The sequence below is a fragment of the Mesorhizobium sp. M1342 genome (assembly GCF_040317955.1).
Taxonomy (GTDB): domain Bacteria; phylum Pseudomonadota; class Alphaproteobacteria; order Rhizobiales; family Rhizobiaceae; genus Mesorhizobium.
This window is the reverse complement of sequence record NZ_JAMYLI010000025.1, coordinates 91,266-108,742: the sequence shown is the minus strand read 5'-3', so window position 1 is coordinate 108,742 and position 17,477 is coordinate 91,266. Positions and strand designations below refer to the sequence as shown.

Annotated in this window: 14 protein-coding genes; 3 read left to right on the top strand and 11 right to left on the bottom strand. The window is 63.3% G+C overall.

What is annotated here, in order from left to right; genetic code table 11:
• The 11 genes from NKH06_RS24195 to NKH06_RS24145 all read right to left on the bottom strand — a co-directional run.
• Nucleotides 1-1,448, bottom strand: a 1,448-nt coding sequence (locus tag NKH06_RS24195) for a hypothetical protein (RefSeq protein WP_352894292.1), incomplete at its 3' end; no start/stop codon positions are given.
• 133 nt (nt 1,449-1,581) lie between these two features.
• Complete coding sequence (locus NKH06_RS24190) at nt 1,582-2,979, bottom strand: NAD(P)(+) transhydrogenase (Re/Si-specific) subunit beta (protein WP_128302795.1); 1,398 nt, start codon at nt 2,977-2,979, stop codon at nt 1,582-1,584.
• Nucleotides 2,980-2,985: 6 nt separating this feature from the next.
• Nucleotides 2,986-3,411: a proton-translocating transhydrogenase family protein gene (locus NKH06_RS24185; protein WP_006339983.1), complete on the bottom strand. Its 426-nt coding sequence runs from the start codon at nt 3,409-3,411 to the stop codon at nt 2,986-2,988.
• Nucleotides 3,411-4,691, bottom strand: a complete 1,281-nt coding sequence (locus tag NKH06_RS24180; RefSeq protein ID WP_352894289.1) for a Re/Si-specific NAD(P)(+) transhydrogenase subunit alpha — start codon at nt 4,689-4,691, stop codon at nt 3,411-3,413. Before NKH06_RS24180 ends, NKH06_RS24185 begins: the two co-directional genes overlap by 1 nt.
• 85 nt (nt 4,692-4,776) lie before the next feature.
• The gene (locus tag NKH06_RS24175; RefSeq protein WP_013528204.1) at nt 4,777-5,001 is read right to left on the bottom strand and encodes an aa3-type cytochrome c oxidase subunit IV; all 225 of its coding nucleotides are present in this window, start codon (nt 4,999-5,001) and stop codon (nt 4,777-4,779) included.
• 204 nt (nt 5,002-5,205) lie between these two features.
• Entirely contained in the window at nt 5,206-5,355 is a 150-nt protein-coding gene (locus tag NKH06_RS24170; RefSeq protein WP_013528205.1) for a DUF3096 domain-containing protein, read from the bottom strand.
• A gap of 120 nt (nt 5,356-5,475) precedes the next feature.
• Complete coding sequence (locus tag NKH06_RS24165) at nt 5,476-6,255, bottom strand: N-acyl amino acid synthase FeeM domain-containing protein (protein WP_013528206.1); 780 nt, start codon at nt 6,253-6,255, stop codon at nt 5,476-5,478.
• Between the two features lie 301 nt (nt 6,256-6,556).
• Nucleotides 6,557-8,869, bottom strand: a complete 2,313-nt coding sequence (locus NKH06_RS24160) for a putative bifunctional diguanylate cyclase/phosphodiesterase (protein ID WP_023813597.1) — start codon at nt 8,867-8,869, stop codon at nt 6,557-6,559.
• Between the two features lie 144 nt (nt 8,870-9,013).
• Nucleotides 9,014-12,508, bottom strand: coding sequence for an indolepyruvate ferredoxin oxidoreductase family protein (locus NKH06_RS24155; RefSeq protein WP_352864298.1), 3,495 nt, complete (start codon nt 12,506-12,508; stop codon nt 9,014-9,016).
• A 218-nt stretch (nt 12,509-12,726) separates the two neighbouring features.
• Nucleotides 12,727-13,263 carry a hypothetical protein gene (locus NKH06_RS24150; RefSeq protein ID WP_127289768.1) on the bottom strand — a complete coding sequence of 179 codons (537 nt, stop codon included), beginning with the start codon at nt 13,261-13,263 and terminating at the stop codon, nt 12,727-12,729.
• Nucleotides 13,256-13,867: a CGNR zinc finger domain-containing protein gene (locus NKH06_RS24145; RefSeq protein WP_128302790.1), complete on the bottom strand. Its 612-nt coding sequence runs from the start codon at nt 13,865-13,867 to the stop codon at nt 13,256-13,258. The genes NKH06_RS24150 and NKH06_RS24145 overlap by 8 nt, the downstream gene beginning before the upstream one ends.
• 148 nt (nt 13,868-14,015) lie before the next feature.
• Between NKH06_RS24145 and NKH06_RS24140 the strand changes: the two genes are divergently transcribed.
• The 3 genes from NKH06_RS24140 to NKH06_RS24130 all read left to right on the top strand — a co-directional run bounded on the left by NKH06_RS24140 (nt 14,016) and on the right by NKH06_RS24130 (nt 17,477).
• On the top strand, nt 14,016-14,921 hold the full coding sequence (locus NKH06_RS24140) for a branched-chain amino acid ABC transporter permease (RefSeq protein WP_128302789.1): 906 nt from the start codon (nt 14,016-14,018) through the stop codon (nt 14,919-14,921).
• Nucleotides 14,922-15,111: 190 nt separating this feature from the next.
• Nucleotides 15,112-15,696, top strand: coding sequence for a TRAP transporter small permease subunit (locus tag NKH06_RS24135; RefSeq protein WP_127412900.1), 585 nt, complete (start codon nt 15,112-15,114; stop codon nt 15,694-15,696).
• Nucleotides 15,696-17,477 (top strand): TRAP transporter large permease, encoded by a 1,782-nt coding sequence (locus NKH06_RS24130; RefSeq protein WP_128302891.1) that lies wholly within the window; start codon nt 15,696-15,698, stop codon nt 17,475-17,477. The genes NKH06_RS24135 and NKH06_RS24130 overlap by 1 nt, the downstream gene beginning before the upstream one ends.

The window sequence follows — 17,477 nt, the reverse complement described above, 5'->3', positions numbered from 1 at the left end:
CGGCCCCCCCCTTGCCCCCCCCCGCGCCCCACCGGGCCCCCCCCCCCCCCCTGTGGGCCGGGGGCCGTTGGGCGGCGCCCCCCCCCCCCCCGCCCCCCCCCAAAGGACCAGTACAGCGTGTGGGTGAAGACACGGCCGAGGCAACCGCGTAGCTCGACCTGGATGTTCTCCACGCCCGGGCCGAAATTCTCCGCCATCGGCCCGGAGATCGGATCCCCCGTCAGCCAACCGTTGCCGCGGTCGAAGATATTGGTCCAGCGCGTCGCAGCAAACACCGCGCCATGATGCACCGCGCGCTGCGGCTTGCCCGAAGAACGGTTGCGCCCTTCCTGATAAAGCAATGTGCCACCGGCCGCCGCTCCCTCGGCGACCGGCGGACATGCCGAGAACAGACGCTCGGCGATGCCGCGTCTGAATTCGGCGAGATTGTGCGTCACCAGAAATTCGCTGTGGGTCAGCGGGCTGCCAAGCGTGACGAAATCGCTGATCTTCCAAGGCCCATGGTTGTCCTCCTTGGTGCGCAGTTGGCGATAGAGTTCCCACTGATCGCGCCGGAACCCGGCAAGATCGTCAAGGCTGCCGGGCCATGCCGAGCCGTCGGCAACAAGCGTCGCCTTGTCGATGGCGTGGATCGCCTTCAGTTTCGCCTTGTCGCGGATGGCCTCCAGTCTTCGGGGCCTGAAATCGGCCCACAAGATCTGCAGCAGGTCATAGGCGATCATCGAGCCGAGGCTATGCGAGACCAGCACGATGCGATCGTAGGTATCGTCCATCATCAGACGCTCTAGCAGCTTCAGACCACGGCTGCGGATCAGAGCCCGCTTCTCGACGGTTGCAGCTTCAGCGCGCACATAGGCGGCGACATCGCCGAAATAGGGAAGGCCAAAACGGTCCACCGACCAGATGACGAACGAGGCCAGGATGGTGACGAGCGCGCCGACGGTCCACGAAATTTGCTGCTGCCAAACCGACGTCGCAAGCGCGAGAGCCGCGACCAGAACGATGATGACGGCCAGAAGCGTGACCAGATAGAGCTTTCGGGCGTCGGGTGGTATGTCGGCGGGCTTGCGCCACAGCAGATTTGTCACCCAGGCGGCAAGTCGGCCCCGCGTCGTGCCCTGCGTGATGTCGGCCCAGTAAAGCTCGTAGAAATCGGTGCGGCGCCCATCGACATCGTAGGGCGTGGTGACGCGGCGAAGTTCGTACGAATTGGTCCGGCTGTCGGGAGTGATCCAGCTCTGGTTGATCTTCGCGCCGGCGGGGTCGGCCGGATCGGCGACACGGGCATAAAACGGCGCGCGGCTGGGGTCATGGCTCCAGATACCCTGGACAAAGCCGCGCAGCGTATCCATCGGCCGCTGTTCGCCCATGCCATGCACGATCACCACCGCCTGGCCAGGCTTGCGCGGCGGTTTTCCGGTGGGCGGCGATGCGACGGGGTCGGGCACCAACGTCTCCGTTGACGACAATCCCGTCGGTGGGACAGGAATTCGTCATCGTAGCCCCGAACAGCCGACACGCCAAGAAAAAGCCCGGCACGAGGCCGGGCGCATCCTGGCTTGTCTCAGTGCCGATCGCCGATCAGTGATCCATCGCCTTGACGATCTCTTCGGTCATCTTCTTGGCGTCGCCGAGCAGCATCATGGTGCTGTCCTTGTAGAACAGCGTGTTGTCGATGCCGGCATAGCCGGAACCAAGCGAGCGCTTGACGAACAGGCAGGTGCGGGCCTTGTCGACGTCGAGGATCGGCATGCCGTAGATAGGGCTGCTCTTGTCGTCCCGCGCGGACGGATTGGTGACGTCGTTGGCACCGATGACATAGGCGACATCGGCCTGCGCGAACTCGGAGTTGATGTCCTCGAGTTCGAACACTTCGTCGTAGGGCACATTGGCTTCGGCGAGCAGCACGTTCATGTGGCCGGGCATGCGGCCGGCGACCGGGTGAATGGCGTACTTCACGTCGACGCCATTGGCCTTGAGCTTGTCGGCCATTTCGCGCAGCGCGTGCTGCGCCTGGGCAACCGCCATGCCGTAGCCCGGCACGATGATGACTTTCTGGGCGTTCATCATCAGATAGGCGGCGTCGTCGGCCGAGCCCTGCTTGACCGTGCGTTCGATGCCGTCGTCGGCCTGAGCTGCCGTCTCGCCGCCGAAGCCGCCGAGAATGACGGAGATGAAGCTTCGGTTCATGCCCTTGCACATGATGTAGGACAGGATCGCGCCGGATGAGCCGACCAGCGCACCGGTGATGATCAGCGCCAGATTGCCGAGCGTGAAGCCGAGGGCCGCAGCTGCCCAGCCCGAATAGGAGTTGAGCATCGAGACGACGACCGGCATGTCGGCGCCACCGATCGGGATGATCAGCAGGATGCCGAGCACCAGCGAGGCGGCAACGATCAGCCAGAAGACCAGCTTCGATTCCGTGGTGACCAGCAGCACGATCAGCACGACGAGCGCGATGGCAAGTGCCGCGTTGATGAAGTGGCGTCCGCCGATCATGATCGGCTTGCCCGACATGCGGCCATCGAGCTTGAGGAAGGCGATGACCGAGCCGGTGAAGGTGATGGCGCCGATGGCGACGCCAAGGCTCATCTCGATCAGCGCCTGGGCGTGGATGTCACCATCCGTGCCGATGCCAAAACTTTCCGGCGCATAGATGGCGGCGGCCGCCACCATGACGGCGGCGAGGCCGACCAGCGAGTGGAAGGCGGCGACCAGTTGCGGCATCGAGGTCATGGCGATGCGCCGCGCGGTGACGGCGCCGACGCCGCCGCCAATGGCAAGGCCGAGCACGATGAGGCCGAAGCGGCCCGCTGACGGGGTTGCCAGCGCCAGCGTGGTGGCGATGGCGATGCCCATGCCGATCATGCCATAGAGATTGCCCTGGCGACTGGTGGTCGGATGCGACAGGCCGCGCAGCGCCATGATGAACAGAACGCCGGAGACGAGATAGAGGAAGGACGCGAAGTTGGCGTTCATGGCGCTCTACTTGTCCTTCTTCTTGTACATGGCCAGCATGCGCTGGGTGACGAGGAAGCCGCCGAAGATGTTGACCGACACCAGCATCAGCGCGACGAAGCCGAAGCCCGCGGCAATGCCGGAGGCGGCGATGCCGACGGCAAGCAGCGCGCCGACGACGATGACCGAGGAGATGGCGTTGGTGACGGCCATCAGCGGCGTGTGCAGTGCGGGGGTCACCGACCAGACGACGTAGTAGCCGACGAAGATCGCCAGGACGAAGATGGCGAAGCGGAAGACGAAGGGATCGATGGCGCCCCCGGAGAGCGCATGCGCAGCATCACCCGCAGCGTCGGCACCACCAGGCGCGGTCGCCATGTTTTGCACCGCCAGCCGGACGGCGGCGGAAGCCTGGTCGAGCTGGTCCAGGGCTTTCTGCAGGGTCTGGTCCATCACGCGATCCCTTTCGGCTTCGACGAGGGCGACTTGGAGGCGGCCGCCTTCTTGGGCGCGGCTTTCTTGGGCGAAGCGTCGGCGACCATGGTCTTGGCCGGGATCGCGGCAGGCTCAACATATTGGCCCTTTGGCGGCTGCTGATCGGCTTTCACGAAAGCCGGATGAACCACCTTGCCGCCATCGGTCAGCATCGTCGCCTTGACCAGATCGTCGTCGCGGTTGATGGCAAGCGTCTTGGTCGTCTTGTCGACCAGCGTTTCCAGGAAGGCAAACAGGTTTCTGGCATAAAGCAGCGAGGCTGACGCCGCGATGCGGCCGGGCACATTGAGGTGGCCGACGATTTTTACCCCATTGGCCGTTGTCACCACCTGGCCCGGTACAGCGCCCTCGACATTGCCGCCGCGCTCGACCGCCAGATCGACGAGCACCGAGCCCGGCTTCATCGAGGCGACCATCGCCGCCGACACCAGCTTTGGCGCCGGCCGGCCGGGAATAAGCGCCGTGGTGATGACGATATCCTGCTTGGCGATGTGCTCTGATGTGAGTGCCGCCTGCTTGGCCTGATATTCCTTCGACATTTCCTTGGCGTAGCCGCCGGCCGTTTCCGCAGCCTTGAATTCCTCGTCCTCGACCGCGAGGAACTTGGCGCCGAGCGAGGCGACCTGTTCCTTGGCGGCGGGGCGAACGTCGGTGGCGGTGACGACCGCACCCAGACGCCGCGCGGTGGCGATCGCCTGCAGGCCGGCAACGCCGACGCCCATGATGAAGACCTTCGCCGCCGGCACCGTGCCGGCAGCCGTCATCATCATCGGCAGCGCGCGATCATATTCCGAAGCCCCGTCGATCACCGCCTGATAGCCGGCCAAATTGGCCTGCGAGGACAAGACGTCCATCGACTGCGCGCGGGTGATGCGCGGCATGAATTCCATCGAGAAAGCGGTGACGCCGGCCTTGGCAAAGGCTGCCACGGCGGCATCGTTGCCATAGGGATCCATGATGGCAATGACCGCTGTACCGGGTTTGTAGCTCTTCAGTTCGGCATCGCCGGGCCGACGCACCTTCAGCACGACATCGGCCTTGGCGACATCGGAAGCCTTGCCTATGGCGGCGCCGGCGCTCGCATAGTCGGCATCGACGATGCGCGAATTCAGACCGGCACCGGCCTCGACGACGACGTCGAAGCCCAACGCCGCCAGCCGTTTCACCGTATCGGGCGAGGCCGCGACGCGCGGCTCGTTGGCATCGAGTTCACGAGGGATGAAAACCGTCTGTCCCACCGCATGATCCTTTCGGCCGGAAGCTATTTCCCGCAAGACGCCGGCCGGCCTCGCGGCGGCGCCATGGACAAGGTGTCGGAAAAATCTATCGGAGGATAAAGGCGCCGACAGCCAGAATCAGCACGAACAGAATGGTCGCCGAGAAGAAGCCGCCCGCGAAGAAGCCGAAGGCCATCGCCAGAAGCAGGGCTCCGCAAAACAGCGAGCCGTACTTGGCCAGCGCGAGGAAGCCCGCATAGGTGCGGTCATGCTCGGCATAGTCCATCTTCGCGCCCAGTTCGACAGGACCGGTCGGCGAGTGATCAGCCATAGGAATACCCCTTCGAAGACATCTTTCAGGCACATAGCGAAAAGCCGGGCCGAGAGCAATGGCGCTATTGCCGCACAACAACCGACAACTGCCTCAAAGAAAGGTTGAAGCCGGCTGCCGACGCGCGACGGAGTCCAATCGCTGGATCCGGTGCTTGATGCGGAAAGGTGCTCCGAAAGCGGACGCCTGCGTGCAGCCGGCGCCTCAGCCGGCTAGATGCGGAAATAGCCCGAGCAACCCGACGACGATCAGATAAAGCGCGACGATGTAGTTCAACAGCCTTGGCATGACCAGGATCAGCACGCCGGCGATCAGCGAGATGAGCGGGGTGAGCGCAAGTGTGGAAATGGTCATGAAGGGTTCCCTCAAAAACTTCAGAATCGACCCGGAGCGCTGCTCGTGGCCGCACCCAGAACGCCGAAGTCGCCAAAAGGCTCCCTGTCGGCCCTGCAAAATCGTGTGAATCCTGCCGTATCAGGCGGCTTCGTGATAGTACTTTGCCGTGGGCAGGATGGTCAGCGGCGCGAGTTCTCCGACATGCGGCGTATCGAACAGCATGCGCTGTTCCATTGGCGTCGAGCGGAAGAACGGGAACCGTGAGAAGGACCGCTCGCGGATGGCGTTGACGTCGGCGCGGTAGAGCACGACCTTGTTGAAAACGCCCGGATAGGCGCGCGACTCGCTGATCTTCTCCGAGTAGTAGATACGCTTGTAGAAGCCGGCGTGATCCTCACGAATGGTCGACAGGCAGTAGGGCGCGTTGAAATGGAAGCACGCCATGCCGGCCAGCCGCAGGGTCAGGTAAGGAATCTGCGGGTAGACGCGCGACCATTCGGGATCGGACGCAAAACGGCTGGGGCAGATGAAGCTCAGCCCGTCACGAAGCATCGGCATGACGATGTCGCCAAAGGCCTTGGTGGAAGGCGACATCGGCGTTGCCAAGGTGACGTGATGGATACGCAGCGTGCTGACGAGTTCCTGGTCGATATAGACCCCGAAGCGGTAGACATTCGGTGCCTCGTCGAGCTCATCGTGAATGGTATGGTTTTCGTTGTCGGGAACCATATCGTTCGAGCGATATGACTTGTAGCGCAGGCGGTAGATGTCCTCGAGATCTTCGCCCTTGTCGCAGCGGCGGTACTCTGTCCGCTCAAGCATCGCCGAGACGTTGCGGGCGAAGCTGGACATGGTGTCGGCGGCGTCCTTGCCGTCCTCGCCCGTCACGGGACGAAGCGAACTCAACTGCACAATCATCAACTCAATCCCCGTACGTTGCCGCCGCGATCCGACACTACGACAGGGTCCTGGGATGTAAAAGATGAAAATGGGAAGCAGCCCGTTTACCAGTCGTTAAGGTTAACGATTGCTAAAATAAGACTAAAATAGTGCTTTTCTTGATTTTCTGCGTCGCGACGGGGAAAGAGCATATCTCGGACATGACGGGAAGCGGCGGAAATTTTGGCATGGCCCGCGACGTGCAGGGAAACCTCGAGCCTCTTGAAGGAAACAGGGATGGGCTCTCGGTGCCTGGGCACCATGCGCCATACGCCGCAAATCAGCGACGTACCGCCTTTTTGGCGGTCCTGATATCCTTGGCGAAGGGCCATACGGTGTTCGACATCGTCTCGATGCCGGAAGCGCTGAGCGCCGAACCGAACAGGAACCCCTGGACAAGATCAGGCTTGACCTGCAGCGCCAGGATCTTGAGCTGCTCGAAGGTCTCGACCCCTTCGACGGTCACCGAAAGCCCCAGCGGCCGCGACAGGTTGACGATGCCCTTGAGCAGCTCGAGCGAACGGGGATTCTGGGTAACGTCCATCAGGAACGAGCGGTCGATCTTGATCTTGTCGAGCGGCAGCTTGTGCAGGTAGCTCAGGCTCGAATAGCCGGTGCCGAAATCGTCGAGCGCGATGCGCACGCCAAGTTGCTTCAGCTCCTCGATATACTGGCGCGTCAGCGACTTGTCGTCGAGCAGCGCCGTTTCGGTGACCTCGATCTCGAGCCGGGAGGCGGCGAGGCCGGTGCCGGCCAACGCATCGCGAACCTTCTGGATGACATCGCGGCTGCGGAAATCCTTGGCGGAGAGATTGACCGAGACGCTGGTCTGGTCGGGCCATTTGGCGCATTCGGCGCAGGCTGCCTGCAGCACGAAGGTGCTGATCTCGGAAATGATGCCCATTTCCTCGGCCAGTGGAATGAAGATGCTGGGCGAGATCGGCCCGAGATCGGGATGATCCCACCGGCACAGCGCCTCGCAGCTGGCGATGCGCATGGTGCTCATCGCCACGATCGGCTGATAGACCACCCGCAGGCTCTTGCTTTCCACGGCTGTGCGCAGATCCGCCTTCATCAGCTGACGGTTACGGAAAGCGGCATCCATCGAGGCTTCGAACAGCCGCCAGCTGTTCTTGCCGAGCTCCTTGGCCTTGTAGAGCGCCAGGTCCGCCTTGACGATCATGGCGTCGACATCGGTATCCTTGACCCGCGACAGTACCGCGCCGCCGCTGGCCTGGATGCGCAGCCCGTGACCGGCAACGTCGACTTCCCCTTGCAGGCCGGCGAAAATCTCGTCGAGCTGGCTGGTCAGATGGCTCTCATCCTCGACGCGGTCGAAGAAGATCATGAACTCGTCGCCACCGAAACGGCTGACCGTGATATCTTGCCTGGCAATGGCGGCAAGCCGCTCGGCAACGGCATAGATCAAGCCGTCGCCGATAGGATGGCCAAGCGTGTCGTTGACGCTCTTGAAATCGTCGAGGTCGAGCACCGCCAGGCCGCAGAGACGATCGCGATCGCCTGATACCATGGCCTCGCCGACCAGTTCATGGAAATAGGCGCGGTTGGGCAGGCCGGTGAGGTTGTCGTAACGTGCCATGAAGCGTATCTTGTCTTCCGCCTCGACACGGGCGGTGACGTCCTCGAAGGTGATGACGCCCAGTTCCTGGCTGCCTTCGCGAGCCGAGAACTCATAATGCTGGCCGTTGGCGAGGGAAACCAGCACCTTGCGGTCGCGGCCCTCGCGCAGGGCACGCGTCAGCTGCGCCTCGATGTAGCGGCAATCCTTGGGCGCCAGCATGCCGCCGGCGACACCGCGCATCAACAGACCATGGATCGACCGGCCGAGCAGCGCATCGGGCGACTTGAGCGACATCAGATGCGCGGCCTCGGCATTGGCCACCGCGACGCGGCCGTCCGGGCCGAGCATGACAAGGCCGTGCGACATGGTGTTGAGCGCCCGGTTGAAGCGCTGGGCGATGCGGTTGGCCTTCTTTTCTTCCGAGACGGCCGCAAAAAGCACATCGCGTACGGTGTTGGCGAATTTCCGGATGGCGAACAGGAACGGCGCCGACAGGAGCCCGAGGAGGACATGGTAGATGTCGCCGCGCAGCAGGAAGCCCAGCGAGATCGGCCAGGTCAAGGCAATGGTCAGGATGGTGACCATGCGTGGCGAGCCGTAGTTGCGGCCGGCGATGGAGGTCGCCGTCGCCAGCGTCAGGCAAACGGAGGCGATTTCGGCGAAACCGTCGCGCGCGAAATAGATGCCGAGCAGGCAGAAGGCGCCAAGCGTCAAGCCATGCAGGGAGCCATAGAGAATGTAGTCATTCTCACGCTTGTGCGCTTCTTCCCAGGTCGTCGGCGAAGGCATGCTGTTGTATTTTCGAAAGTTTCTCATGCGGAACACACCGACGAGAACCATCGAGATCGCGACCAGCAAATACCGCGGATCGCCGTTCTTCCACCAGACAAGGCCGATCAGGAAAGTCTGCGCGAGAATGCCGATCGAAAGCGTCAGCCCGTCGCGAAACAAGGTTTCCACGAACGGAATGTAGACGTCGACCGGAATCTCGTTCTTTTTTCTCAGATTCAACGCCTGAATCCCAACCCTGGGGAGCCAAGCAGTGCCACATCCGCCTTAAGAAAGATTTAGAGAGACCCCCGCGCTCCTGCCGTCAAGCCGAGTGACGTAACGGAAAGCAAGGAAACTGTCGTTCAGGTAAACAAGGCGTATCGATCATTCGGCGGCCTGAAGTTCGGGCCGCGCCGGCGTACTCGACAGGCGTTCGAGCAGCCTTTGGCGTTCGCTCGAAGCCTTGTCGGCGCTGGCTCGACGGACGTGGCCGTAGCCGCGAATGAGGGCAGGCACCGAAGCCAATGCAGCCGCCGCATCGACCCTGGCCGGGGCCAGCGATCCGGCGATGAGCTCCAGATCCGCCTCGTACCGCGCCAGTAGCTGCCGCTCCATGCGCCGTTCGGCGGTGTAGCCGAACAGGTCGAAGGCGGTGCCGCGCAGGCCCTTCATCGCCGCCAGAACCCGAAAGCCCTTCATCATCCACGGACCGAAGCTTGATTTCCTCGGGCTGCCGTCATTGCCACGACGGCCCATGATCGGCGGAGCGAGGTGGAATTCGAGCTTTTCATAGCTCTGGAACTGTTTTCCAAGTTCGGCGACGAAAGAGCCGTCCGTGTAAAGACGCGCCACCTCGTATTCGTCCTTGATCGCCATCAGCTTGAACAGGTTCCTGGCGGCTGCCTGCGCCACCGCAGTCGAACCCGGCACGGCCTTCGCTTCGGCGGCGCGCAAAACGGCCAGCTTTTCGGCATAACGCTTGCCGTAGGCCGTATTCTGATAGGCGGTTAGGAAGGCGACGCGGCGGGCAATGATGTCGTCCAGCGTCTCGGCGATATCCGTGGCCTGGTCGGCCTTTCCAGCCACGGCCGGACCCGGCTGGGCAACGAGCCGGCGCACGAAATCCGGCTGATAGGCAGCACGACGTCCCCAGCGGAAAGCGGCGATGTTCATCGCCACGGCTTCGCCGTTGAGCTCGATCGCCTTTTCGACGGCCTCGGCCGACAATGGCAGGCCGCCGTGCTGGAAGGCAAAGCCGAGCATGAACATGTTGGCGCCGAGCGAATTGCCGAAAAGTGCCGTGGCGGTGCGGGTGGCGTCGAAGAAATGCGCCTTGTCGTCGCCCGCTGCCGCGCGGATCGCCTTTTTCAGCCGCTCTGTCGGCAACGAAAAATCGGCCGAGCGGGCGAATTCGCCGGGCATGATCTCGGCGGTGTTGGCGACGAAGATGGTGTGGCCCTCGCGCACAGCGGTCAGCACCTTCTTGGCGCCCGACACGACGAGATCGCAGCCAAGCACCAGATCGGCCTTGCCGGCCGAAACGCGGATGGCATGGATGTCGTCCGGGGTGCGGGCGATGCGGACATGCGTGAACACCGAGCCACCCTTCTGGGCGAGGCCGGCCATGTCGATCATGCCGCAGCCCTTGTCCTCGAGATGCGCCGCCATGCCAAGCACCGCACCGACGGTGACGACGCCGGTGCCGCCGACGCCATCGATGATCGCCGCCCAGCCCTGCTCGCCAAGCGGGAATTGCGCCGGCACGGGCACGCCTTCCAGCGGATCGGCCTTGCCGGCAAGGCCCTCGGCCTTGCGGATCTTAGCGCCGTGCACGGTGACGAAGGACGGGCAGAAGCCGTTGACGCAGGAGAAATCCTTGTTGCAGCTCGACTGGTCGATCTTGCGCTTGCGGCCAAATTCGGTCTCGACCGGCTGGATCGAGACGCAGTTCGACTGCACGCCGCAATCGCCGCAGCCTTCGCAGACCAGTTCGTTGATGAAGACCCGCTTGTCGGGATCGGGGAAGGTGCCGCGCTTGCGGCGACGGCGCTTTTCGGCGGCGCAGGTCTGGTCGTAGAGCAGCACCGAAACGCCCTTGACCTCGCGCAGCTCGCGCTGGACGAGATCGAGGTCGTCGCGGTGATGGATGGTGGCGCCGGCCGGGAATTCGGCCTTGCCGGCATATTTGCCGGGCTCATCGGTGACGATGGCGATGCGGTCGACGCCTTCGGCGCGCACCTGCCTGGCGATCATGTCGACGGTCAGGCCGCCTTCGTGCGGCTGGCCGCCGGTCATGGCGACGGCGTCGTTGTAGAGGATCTTGTAGGTGATGTTGGCGTCGCTCGACAGCGCGAAGCGGATCGCCAGCGTACCGGAATGGTTGTAGGTGCCGTCGCCAAGATTCTGAAAGATGTGCTCGCGCTTGGAGAACGGCGCCTGGCCGACCCATTGCGCGCCCTCGCCGCCCATGGCCGTGAAGCCGACGGTGTTGCGGTCCATCCACAGCGCCATGAAGTGACAACCGATGCCGGCCGCGGCGATAGAGCCGTCCGGCACCTTGGTGGACGAATTGTGCGGGCAACCGGAGCAAAAGAACGGCGTGCGCGAGCCGATGTCGGTGGCCTCGGTGAGCATTGCCTGGAACTGGCGCAGTTTTGCCACCCGCGCCGAAATCTCTTCGGACGGGCCGATGGTCCTGACGATCCTCTCGCCAAGCGCGATGGCGATCTCGTTGGGATCGAGCGCGCCCTTGGCCGGAAACAGCCAGTCGCCGCGCTCGTCCTTCTTGCCGATAATGACCGGTTGGGTGGCAGTGCCATAAAGGCTTTCGCGCAACTGCACCTCGATCAGCGAGCGCTTCTCCTCGACGACGACAATGGTGTCGAGGCCGCGGGCGAAATCGGCGATGTGATGCAGGTCGAGCGGCCAGGGGCAGCCGACCTTGAACAGCCGCACGCCGATGCGGTTGGCGGCCGCCTCGTCGATGCCGATGTCCTCCAGCGCCTGGCGGACATCGAGATAGCTCTTGCCCAGCGTGATGATGCCGATCTTCGGATTGCGGCCGCCCGAATAGACGATGCGGTTCAGCCCGTTGGCATGGATGAAGGCGGAAGCCGCGGCGCGCTTATGCTCATGCAGCCGCTCCTCCTGGCCGAGCATGTCGATCTCGTGGCGGATGTTGAGACCGCCAGGCGGCATGTCGAACTCCGGCACGACGATGTTCAGCCGCTCGAGCGCGGCATCGACCGAGGCGGTCGATTCGATGTTGTCCTTGACGCATTTGATCGCCGCCCACGTGCCGGCAAAGCGCGACATGGCGAAGCCGTAGAGCCCGTAGTCGATGATCTCCTGGACGCCGGCCGGGTTGAGGATCGGCACCATCGTGTCGACGAACAGGAATTCGGTGGCGTGCGCATTGGTCGAGGATTCGGCCATATGGTCGTCGCCCATCAGAGCGAGCACGCCGCCATGCTTCGACGAGCCGGCGAGATTGGCATGGCGGAACACGTCGCCTGAGCGGTCAACGCCCGGCCCCTTGCCGTACCAGACCGAAAAGACACCGTCATGGGTGCCCTCGCCCAGCAGTTCCGTCTGCTGCGCGCCCCAGCAAGCGGTGGCGGCAAGCTCCTCGTTGAGACCCGGCTGGAAGACGATGTCAGCCTGGGCGAGCTGTTTCTTCGCCTTCCACAGCTGCATGTCGAGGCCGCCGAGCGGCGAACCGCGATAGCCGGAGACGAAGCCGGCCGTGTTCAAGCCGGCGCGGCGATCGCGCTCGCGCTGCATCAGCAGCATGCGGATGACCGCCTGCGCGCCGGACAGGAAGATGCGCTCCTTTGCGAGATCGAACTTGTCGTCGAGCGCGACGTCGTGCAGCGTCATCAGGCATTTCCTCTGCGGAGGCCACGCGGGGCAGGCAGCCAACGTCGGGGTCGGATGACGCATCCTTTCTCCCCTTGCAAGGCAGGTCAAACAAAATCGCAGATGCCAGGCAACGCGCAACGAACAGTCCGCGGCCATCCTGAATAGGGTATGAAACGATCCGCGGACATTGCCCGGCGCACGAAAATTTCAGCTGCGGCCCGGATGGCCGCGACGCGTCAGCCGCCCTTCGAGCAATCCGGCTTCGGTTCGCCCGGCAGCTTGCCGTCGGGATGGCCGACGAGATCGGGATTGGCGGTGTAGAGCTGATCGATGACCAGCGGCCGGTCGGGCAGGATCGACTGGTCTTCCGTCGACATCAGCGTGGTATCGATCTTCTGCAGGACCGCGCCGTCGGCGCCCTTGATGCTGATGGCAATCGCATAGGGCTTGTTCTTGACGACGCAGGTCAGTGCCGGGCTCTCCAGCGTCACCTTGTCGAGCTTCGGCCAGACCTTCTGCTCGACCACCAGAGGCGCGCCGCCGGCGGGATCCTGGAAGCTGGCGACCGCGACCTGGCCCTCTCCCATCGGCTTCAGCGGCCGCAGGGTCACGACATAGGTCGCCCTGGCAAGGCGGTAATTGAAGACGAATATCTTGCCGGAAATCTCGAACAGCTTGCCTTCGTCATTGCCGGTATCGCGGCAGGCGCCGAGCGCAACGGCCGCGATGAGTGCCGCGCCGACAAGGATCGAATGGGAAAGGCCGCTACGCATTCTTGACCTCATTTTCCGCCATGCGACGGCGACGATAGTGACGGCTTGCCTTCTGCCTGTTGCCGCACACCGCCATGTCGCACCAAAGGCGGCTGGAATTGCGGCTTCTGTCGACGAACAGCCAGGTGCAGTTGGGACAGATCCTGAGCCTCGCGACGGTGTCGTCGCGCAGAAGGGACAGCGCCGAAACCGCCAGTGCCGCCTCGAAGGCGATCGGCGTCAGGGGATCACCGAAGGGCCTCCCCGGCGCACCGATCTCGGTCCGGCTGCCGGCAAGGCCATCGCCGCAGGCTCTCAGGAATCCGGGCAGATCAGTGGTGGCAACCGCGCCCTTCGACGCCGCATCACGAAACAGCCGGTCCGTCGCCTCGCGGATCGACAGCACGACGGGCGCGATCGCCACCGCCGAGGATACCGCCAGCGGCCTTTCGCCAAGTTCGGCGGCGCGAAAGCGGCTCGCCGCATCGGCGAAGCGGGCAATCTCGGCCGGGTCGTCGAAGCGATCGAACGTCCGCTCCGGATCGCCGCGCAGCACGACGGTGTTCGCCGTGTCGAGCGCAAGCAAGCCGCCGGTGAAGCGGTGCGGGGTCCAGGATACCGTCATGCCTAGAATCTAACCGATAAATCGCATTTGACAAGTTAGATTTAGCGATGCACCCTCACTCCGGGATGCGGTGATCTCCGCAGCCTTTTGAGCATGTCGTTGGCCAGAACCGCTTCGCACTTTTGGGCGGCATGCTTCGAGGTTTTGCATGCTCTATTTCTTCCAGCAGGTGCTGAACGGGCTGCATTCGGGCGCGCTTTATGCGCTGCTCGCCTTTGGTTATGTGCTGACCAACGGCATCCTGCACCGCACCAATCTCGCCTATGGCGCATTGTTCGCCTTTTGCGGCCAGACGATGATCCTGACCGCGGCCTTCGGCTATCAGATGCTGTGGCTGACGCTGCTGGCGGCGGTGGCGCTCGGCGTCGTGGCGGCTTTCCTTTATGCCGCGCTGATCAGCCACGTGCTGTCGCGCAGTGTCTTCGAACCTTTGGCCGACCGCACGCCAAATGCGATCGTGGTGACGACGCTCGGCATCCTGTTGCTGCTGTCCGAAGCGAGCCGCATCGCCGCCGACACGCATGATCTGTGGCTCCCGCCGATGCTGGCGCAGCCTATCGTTTTCGCGCAGGGCGCGACCTTCAAGGCGACGCTGACGCTCATCCAGCTCATCGACTGTGCGGTGGTGCTGACGGCAATCGTGCTGGCCAGCTGGGCGTTTGCCCGGTCGAGCTTCGGCCGGCGCTGGCGTGCCGTCTCCGACGACCCCAAGGCAGCCGCGATGTGCGGCGTCGACGTACGCGCGGTGTTCCGGCACGCGGTGCTGTTCGGCGGCTTCTGCGCCGCGCTGGCCGGTGTGATGGCCGGGCTCTATTACGGCAATGTCAGCTTCGGCTCAGGCCTCGTCTACGGGCTGAAAATCCTATTCGTGACGGCGGTCGGCGGCTATCTCTCGCCACCGCGCGCAGCACTCGGCGCGGCCGCCTTCGGCATGGCCGAATCGCTGTGGGCCGGCTATTTCCCGGTCGAATGGCGCGACGCGTGGATGTATCTGTTCCTGGTCACGACGCTGATCCTGATCGGCGCCGGCCGCGACACCGGCAAAATCGCCTGAAAAGGTCAGACTTTGGTTGCATGACGCGAGGGCAGATCGCCGGTATCGGGCACTGTCTGCCATGCGATGATATTTGCTGCCTCTATGCTTGTTGACCCGTCAGTCCACGCGCGGCATACCGTTGGACCACGCGGCGTGACGGACAAAAAAGGGGGGAGCCGGCACGCCTCCGGTACAAGGGAGGAAATGCATGGCAGGGCTTCTTGCTCTATCCAGGACTATTGATCGCGCCAACGAATTCATCGGCAAATGGATATCGTGGCTGATCCTGCTGGCGATCCTGGTGAGCGCCGCCAACGCCATTATCCGCAAGGTGTTCGACATATCCTCGAACGCCTGGCTCGAGCTGCAATGGTACCTGTTCGGCGCCGCCTTCATGTTAGCCGCCGCCTATACGCTGAAGCAGAACGAACATATCCGCATCGACATCGTCTACGGCCTGTTTTCACGCCGCGTACAGCACTGGATCGACCTGCTCGGGCATCTCTTCTTCCTGATGCCGTTCGTGACGCTGATGGTGATCTATTTCGTGCCCTATGTGTCGCTGTCGTTTCGCAGCGGCGAGATGTCCAACAATTCCGGCGGGCTGATCATCTGGCCGGCCAAGGCCATCCTGCTCATCGGTTTTTTCCTGCTCGCGCTGCAGGGCATCTCCGAAATCATCAAGAAGATCGCCATCATGCGCGGAGACATGGACGACCCCAATCCCTTCATATCGGTGCATGAGCAGGCCGAACTCGAAGCCAAGGCGCTGGCCGACGAGGTGCGCTCGTGATGGAGTTCATCGCGCAGAACATGGCGCCGATCATGTTCGCCTCGCTGATCATCTTCCTGCTGATCGGCTACCCCGTCGCTTTTTCGTTGGCCGCCAACGGCTTGATGTTCTTCTTCATCGGCGTGCTGCTGTCCCCCTATTCCGGAGGATCGATCAACCTCGCCTGGCCGCTCCTGCACGCATTGCCGGATAATTTCTACGGCAGCCGGGTGATGTCGAACGACACGCTGCTGGCCATCCCGTTCTTCACCTTCATGGGCATCGTGCTCGAGCGGTCGGGTATGGCCGAAGACCTGCTCGACACGATCGGCCAGCTGTTCGGGCCCATCCGTGGCGGCCTCGCCTATGCGGTGATCTTCGTCGGCGCGCTTCTGGCGGCGACCACCGGCGTGGTGGCGGCTTCCGTCATCGCCATGGGCTTGATCTCGCTGCCGATCATGCTGCGCTATGGCTATGACCGCCGGCTCGCATCCGGTGTCATCGCCGCCTCCGGCACGCTTGCCCAGATCATCCCGCCGTCGCTGGTGCTGATCGTGCTTGCCGACCAGCTCGGCCGCTCGGTCGGCGATATGTACGCGGGCGCGCTGATCCCAGGCCTCGTGCTCACCGGCCTCTATATGTCCTACATCCTGATCATGTCGATCATCCGGCCGAACTCGATGCCGGCGCTGCCGCTCGAGGCTCGTACACTCGGCCATGGCGTGATGTCGCTGCTGGTGGCTTTGCTGGTCACATCAGCGGTTTCCTACGCGGCGTATCGTTATCTGGCGCCGGCGCATGGCGACAATGCCGACATTCTCGGCGCGACTGCCGGAGTGCTGTTCATCTACATCGTGGCCATTGCCGACAAACGTCTTAACTTCAACATGATGTCCAGGCTCGCGCAGCAGGTGATCATCGTGCTGATCCCGCCACTGGCGCTGATCTTCCTGGTGCTGGGCACAATCTTCCTGGGCATCGCCACGCCGACCGAAGGCGGCGCCATGGGCTCCGTCGGCGCCTTGTTCATGGCGGCGGCAAAGGGGCGCTTGTCGCTTGACGTCGTCAAGCAGGCGCTGGCCTCGACGACAAGGCTGTCGTCCTTCGTGCTGTTCATCCTGATCGGCGCACGGGTGTTCTCACTGACCTTCTACGGCGTCAACGGCCACATCTGGGTCGAGCACCTTTTGACGTCGCTGCCGGGCGGCGAGGTCGGCTTCCTGATCGGCGTCAACATGCTCGTCTTCTTCCTCGCCTTCTTCCTCGACTTCTTCGAATTGGCGTTCATCATCGTACCGCTGCTGGCGCCCGCCGCCGACAAGCTCGGCATCGACCTGATCTGGTTCGGCGTGCTCCTGGGCGTCAACATGCAGACCAGCTTCATGCACCCACCCTTCGGCTTCGCGCTGTTCTACCTGCGTTCGGTGGCCGCGCGCGTGCCTTATCTCGATCGTCTCACCGGCAAACAAATCGCGCCGGTGACCACCGGACAGATCTATTGGGGCGCGGTGCCCTTTGTCTGCATCCAGGTGATCATGATCGGCTTGACCATCGCCTTCCCGCAAATGGTGATGCACTACAAGGGAACGACCGTCGATCCGGGCACCATCGACTACAAGGTACCGGAGGTGCCCGGCCTGTCGCCGCTCGGCACGCCGCCGGCGGATGGAGCGGCGCCCGCTGGTGGCGGCACGGCGCCGGCAGCTCCCGACCTTTCGCAACCGCCCAGTTTCGGCGATCCGACACCGGCAAAGCCGGCAGCGCCACAGCCTGACCTGTCGCAACCGCCAAGCTTCAACTGA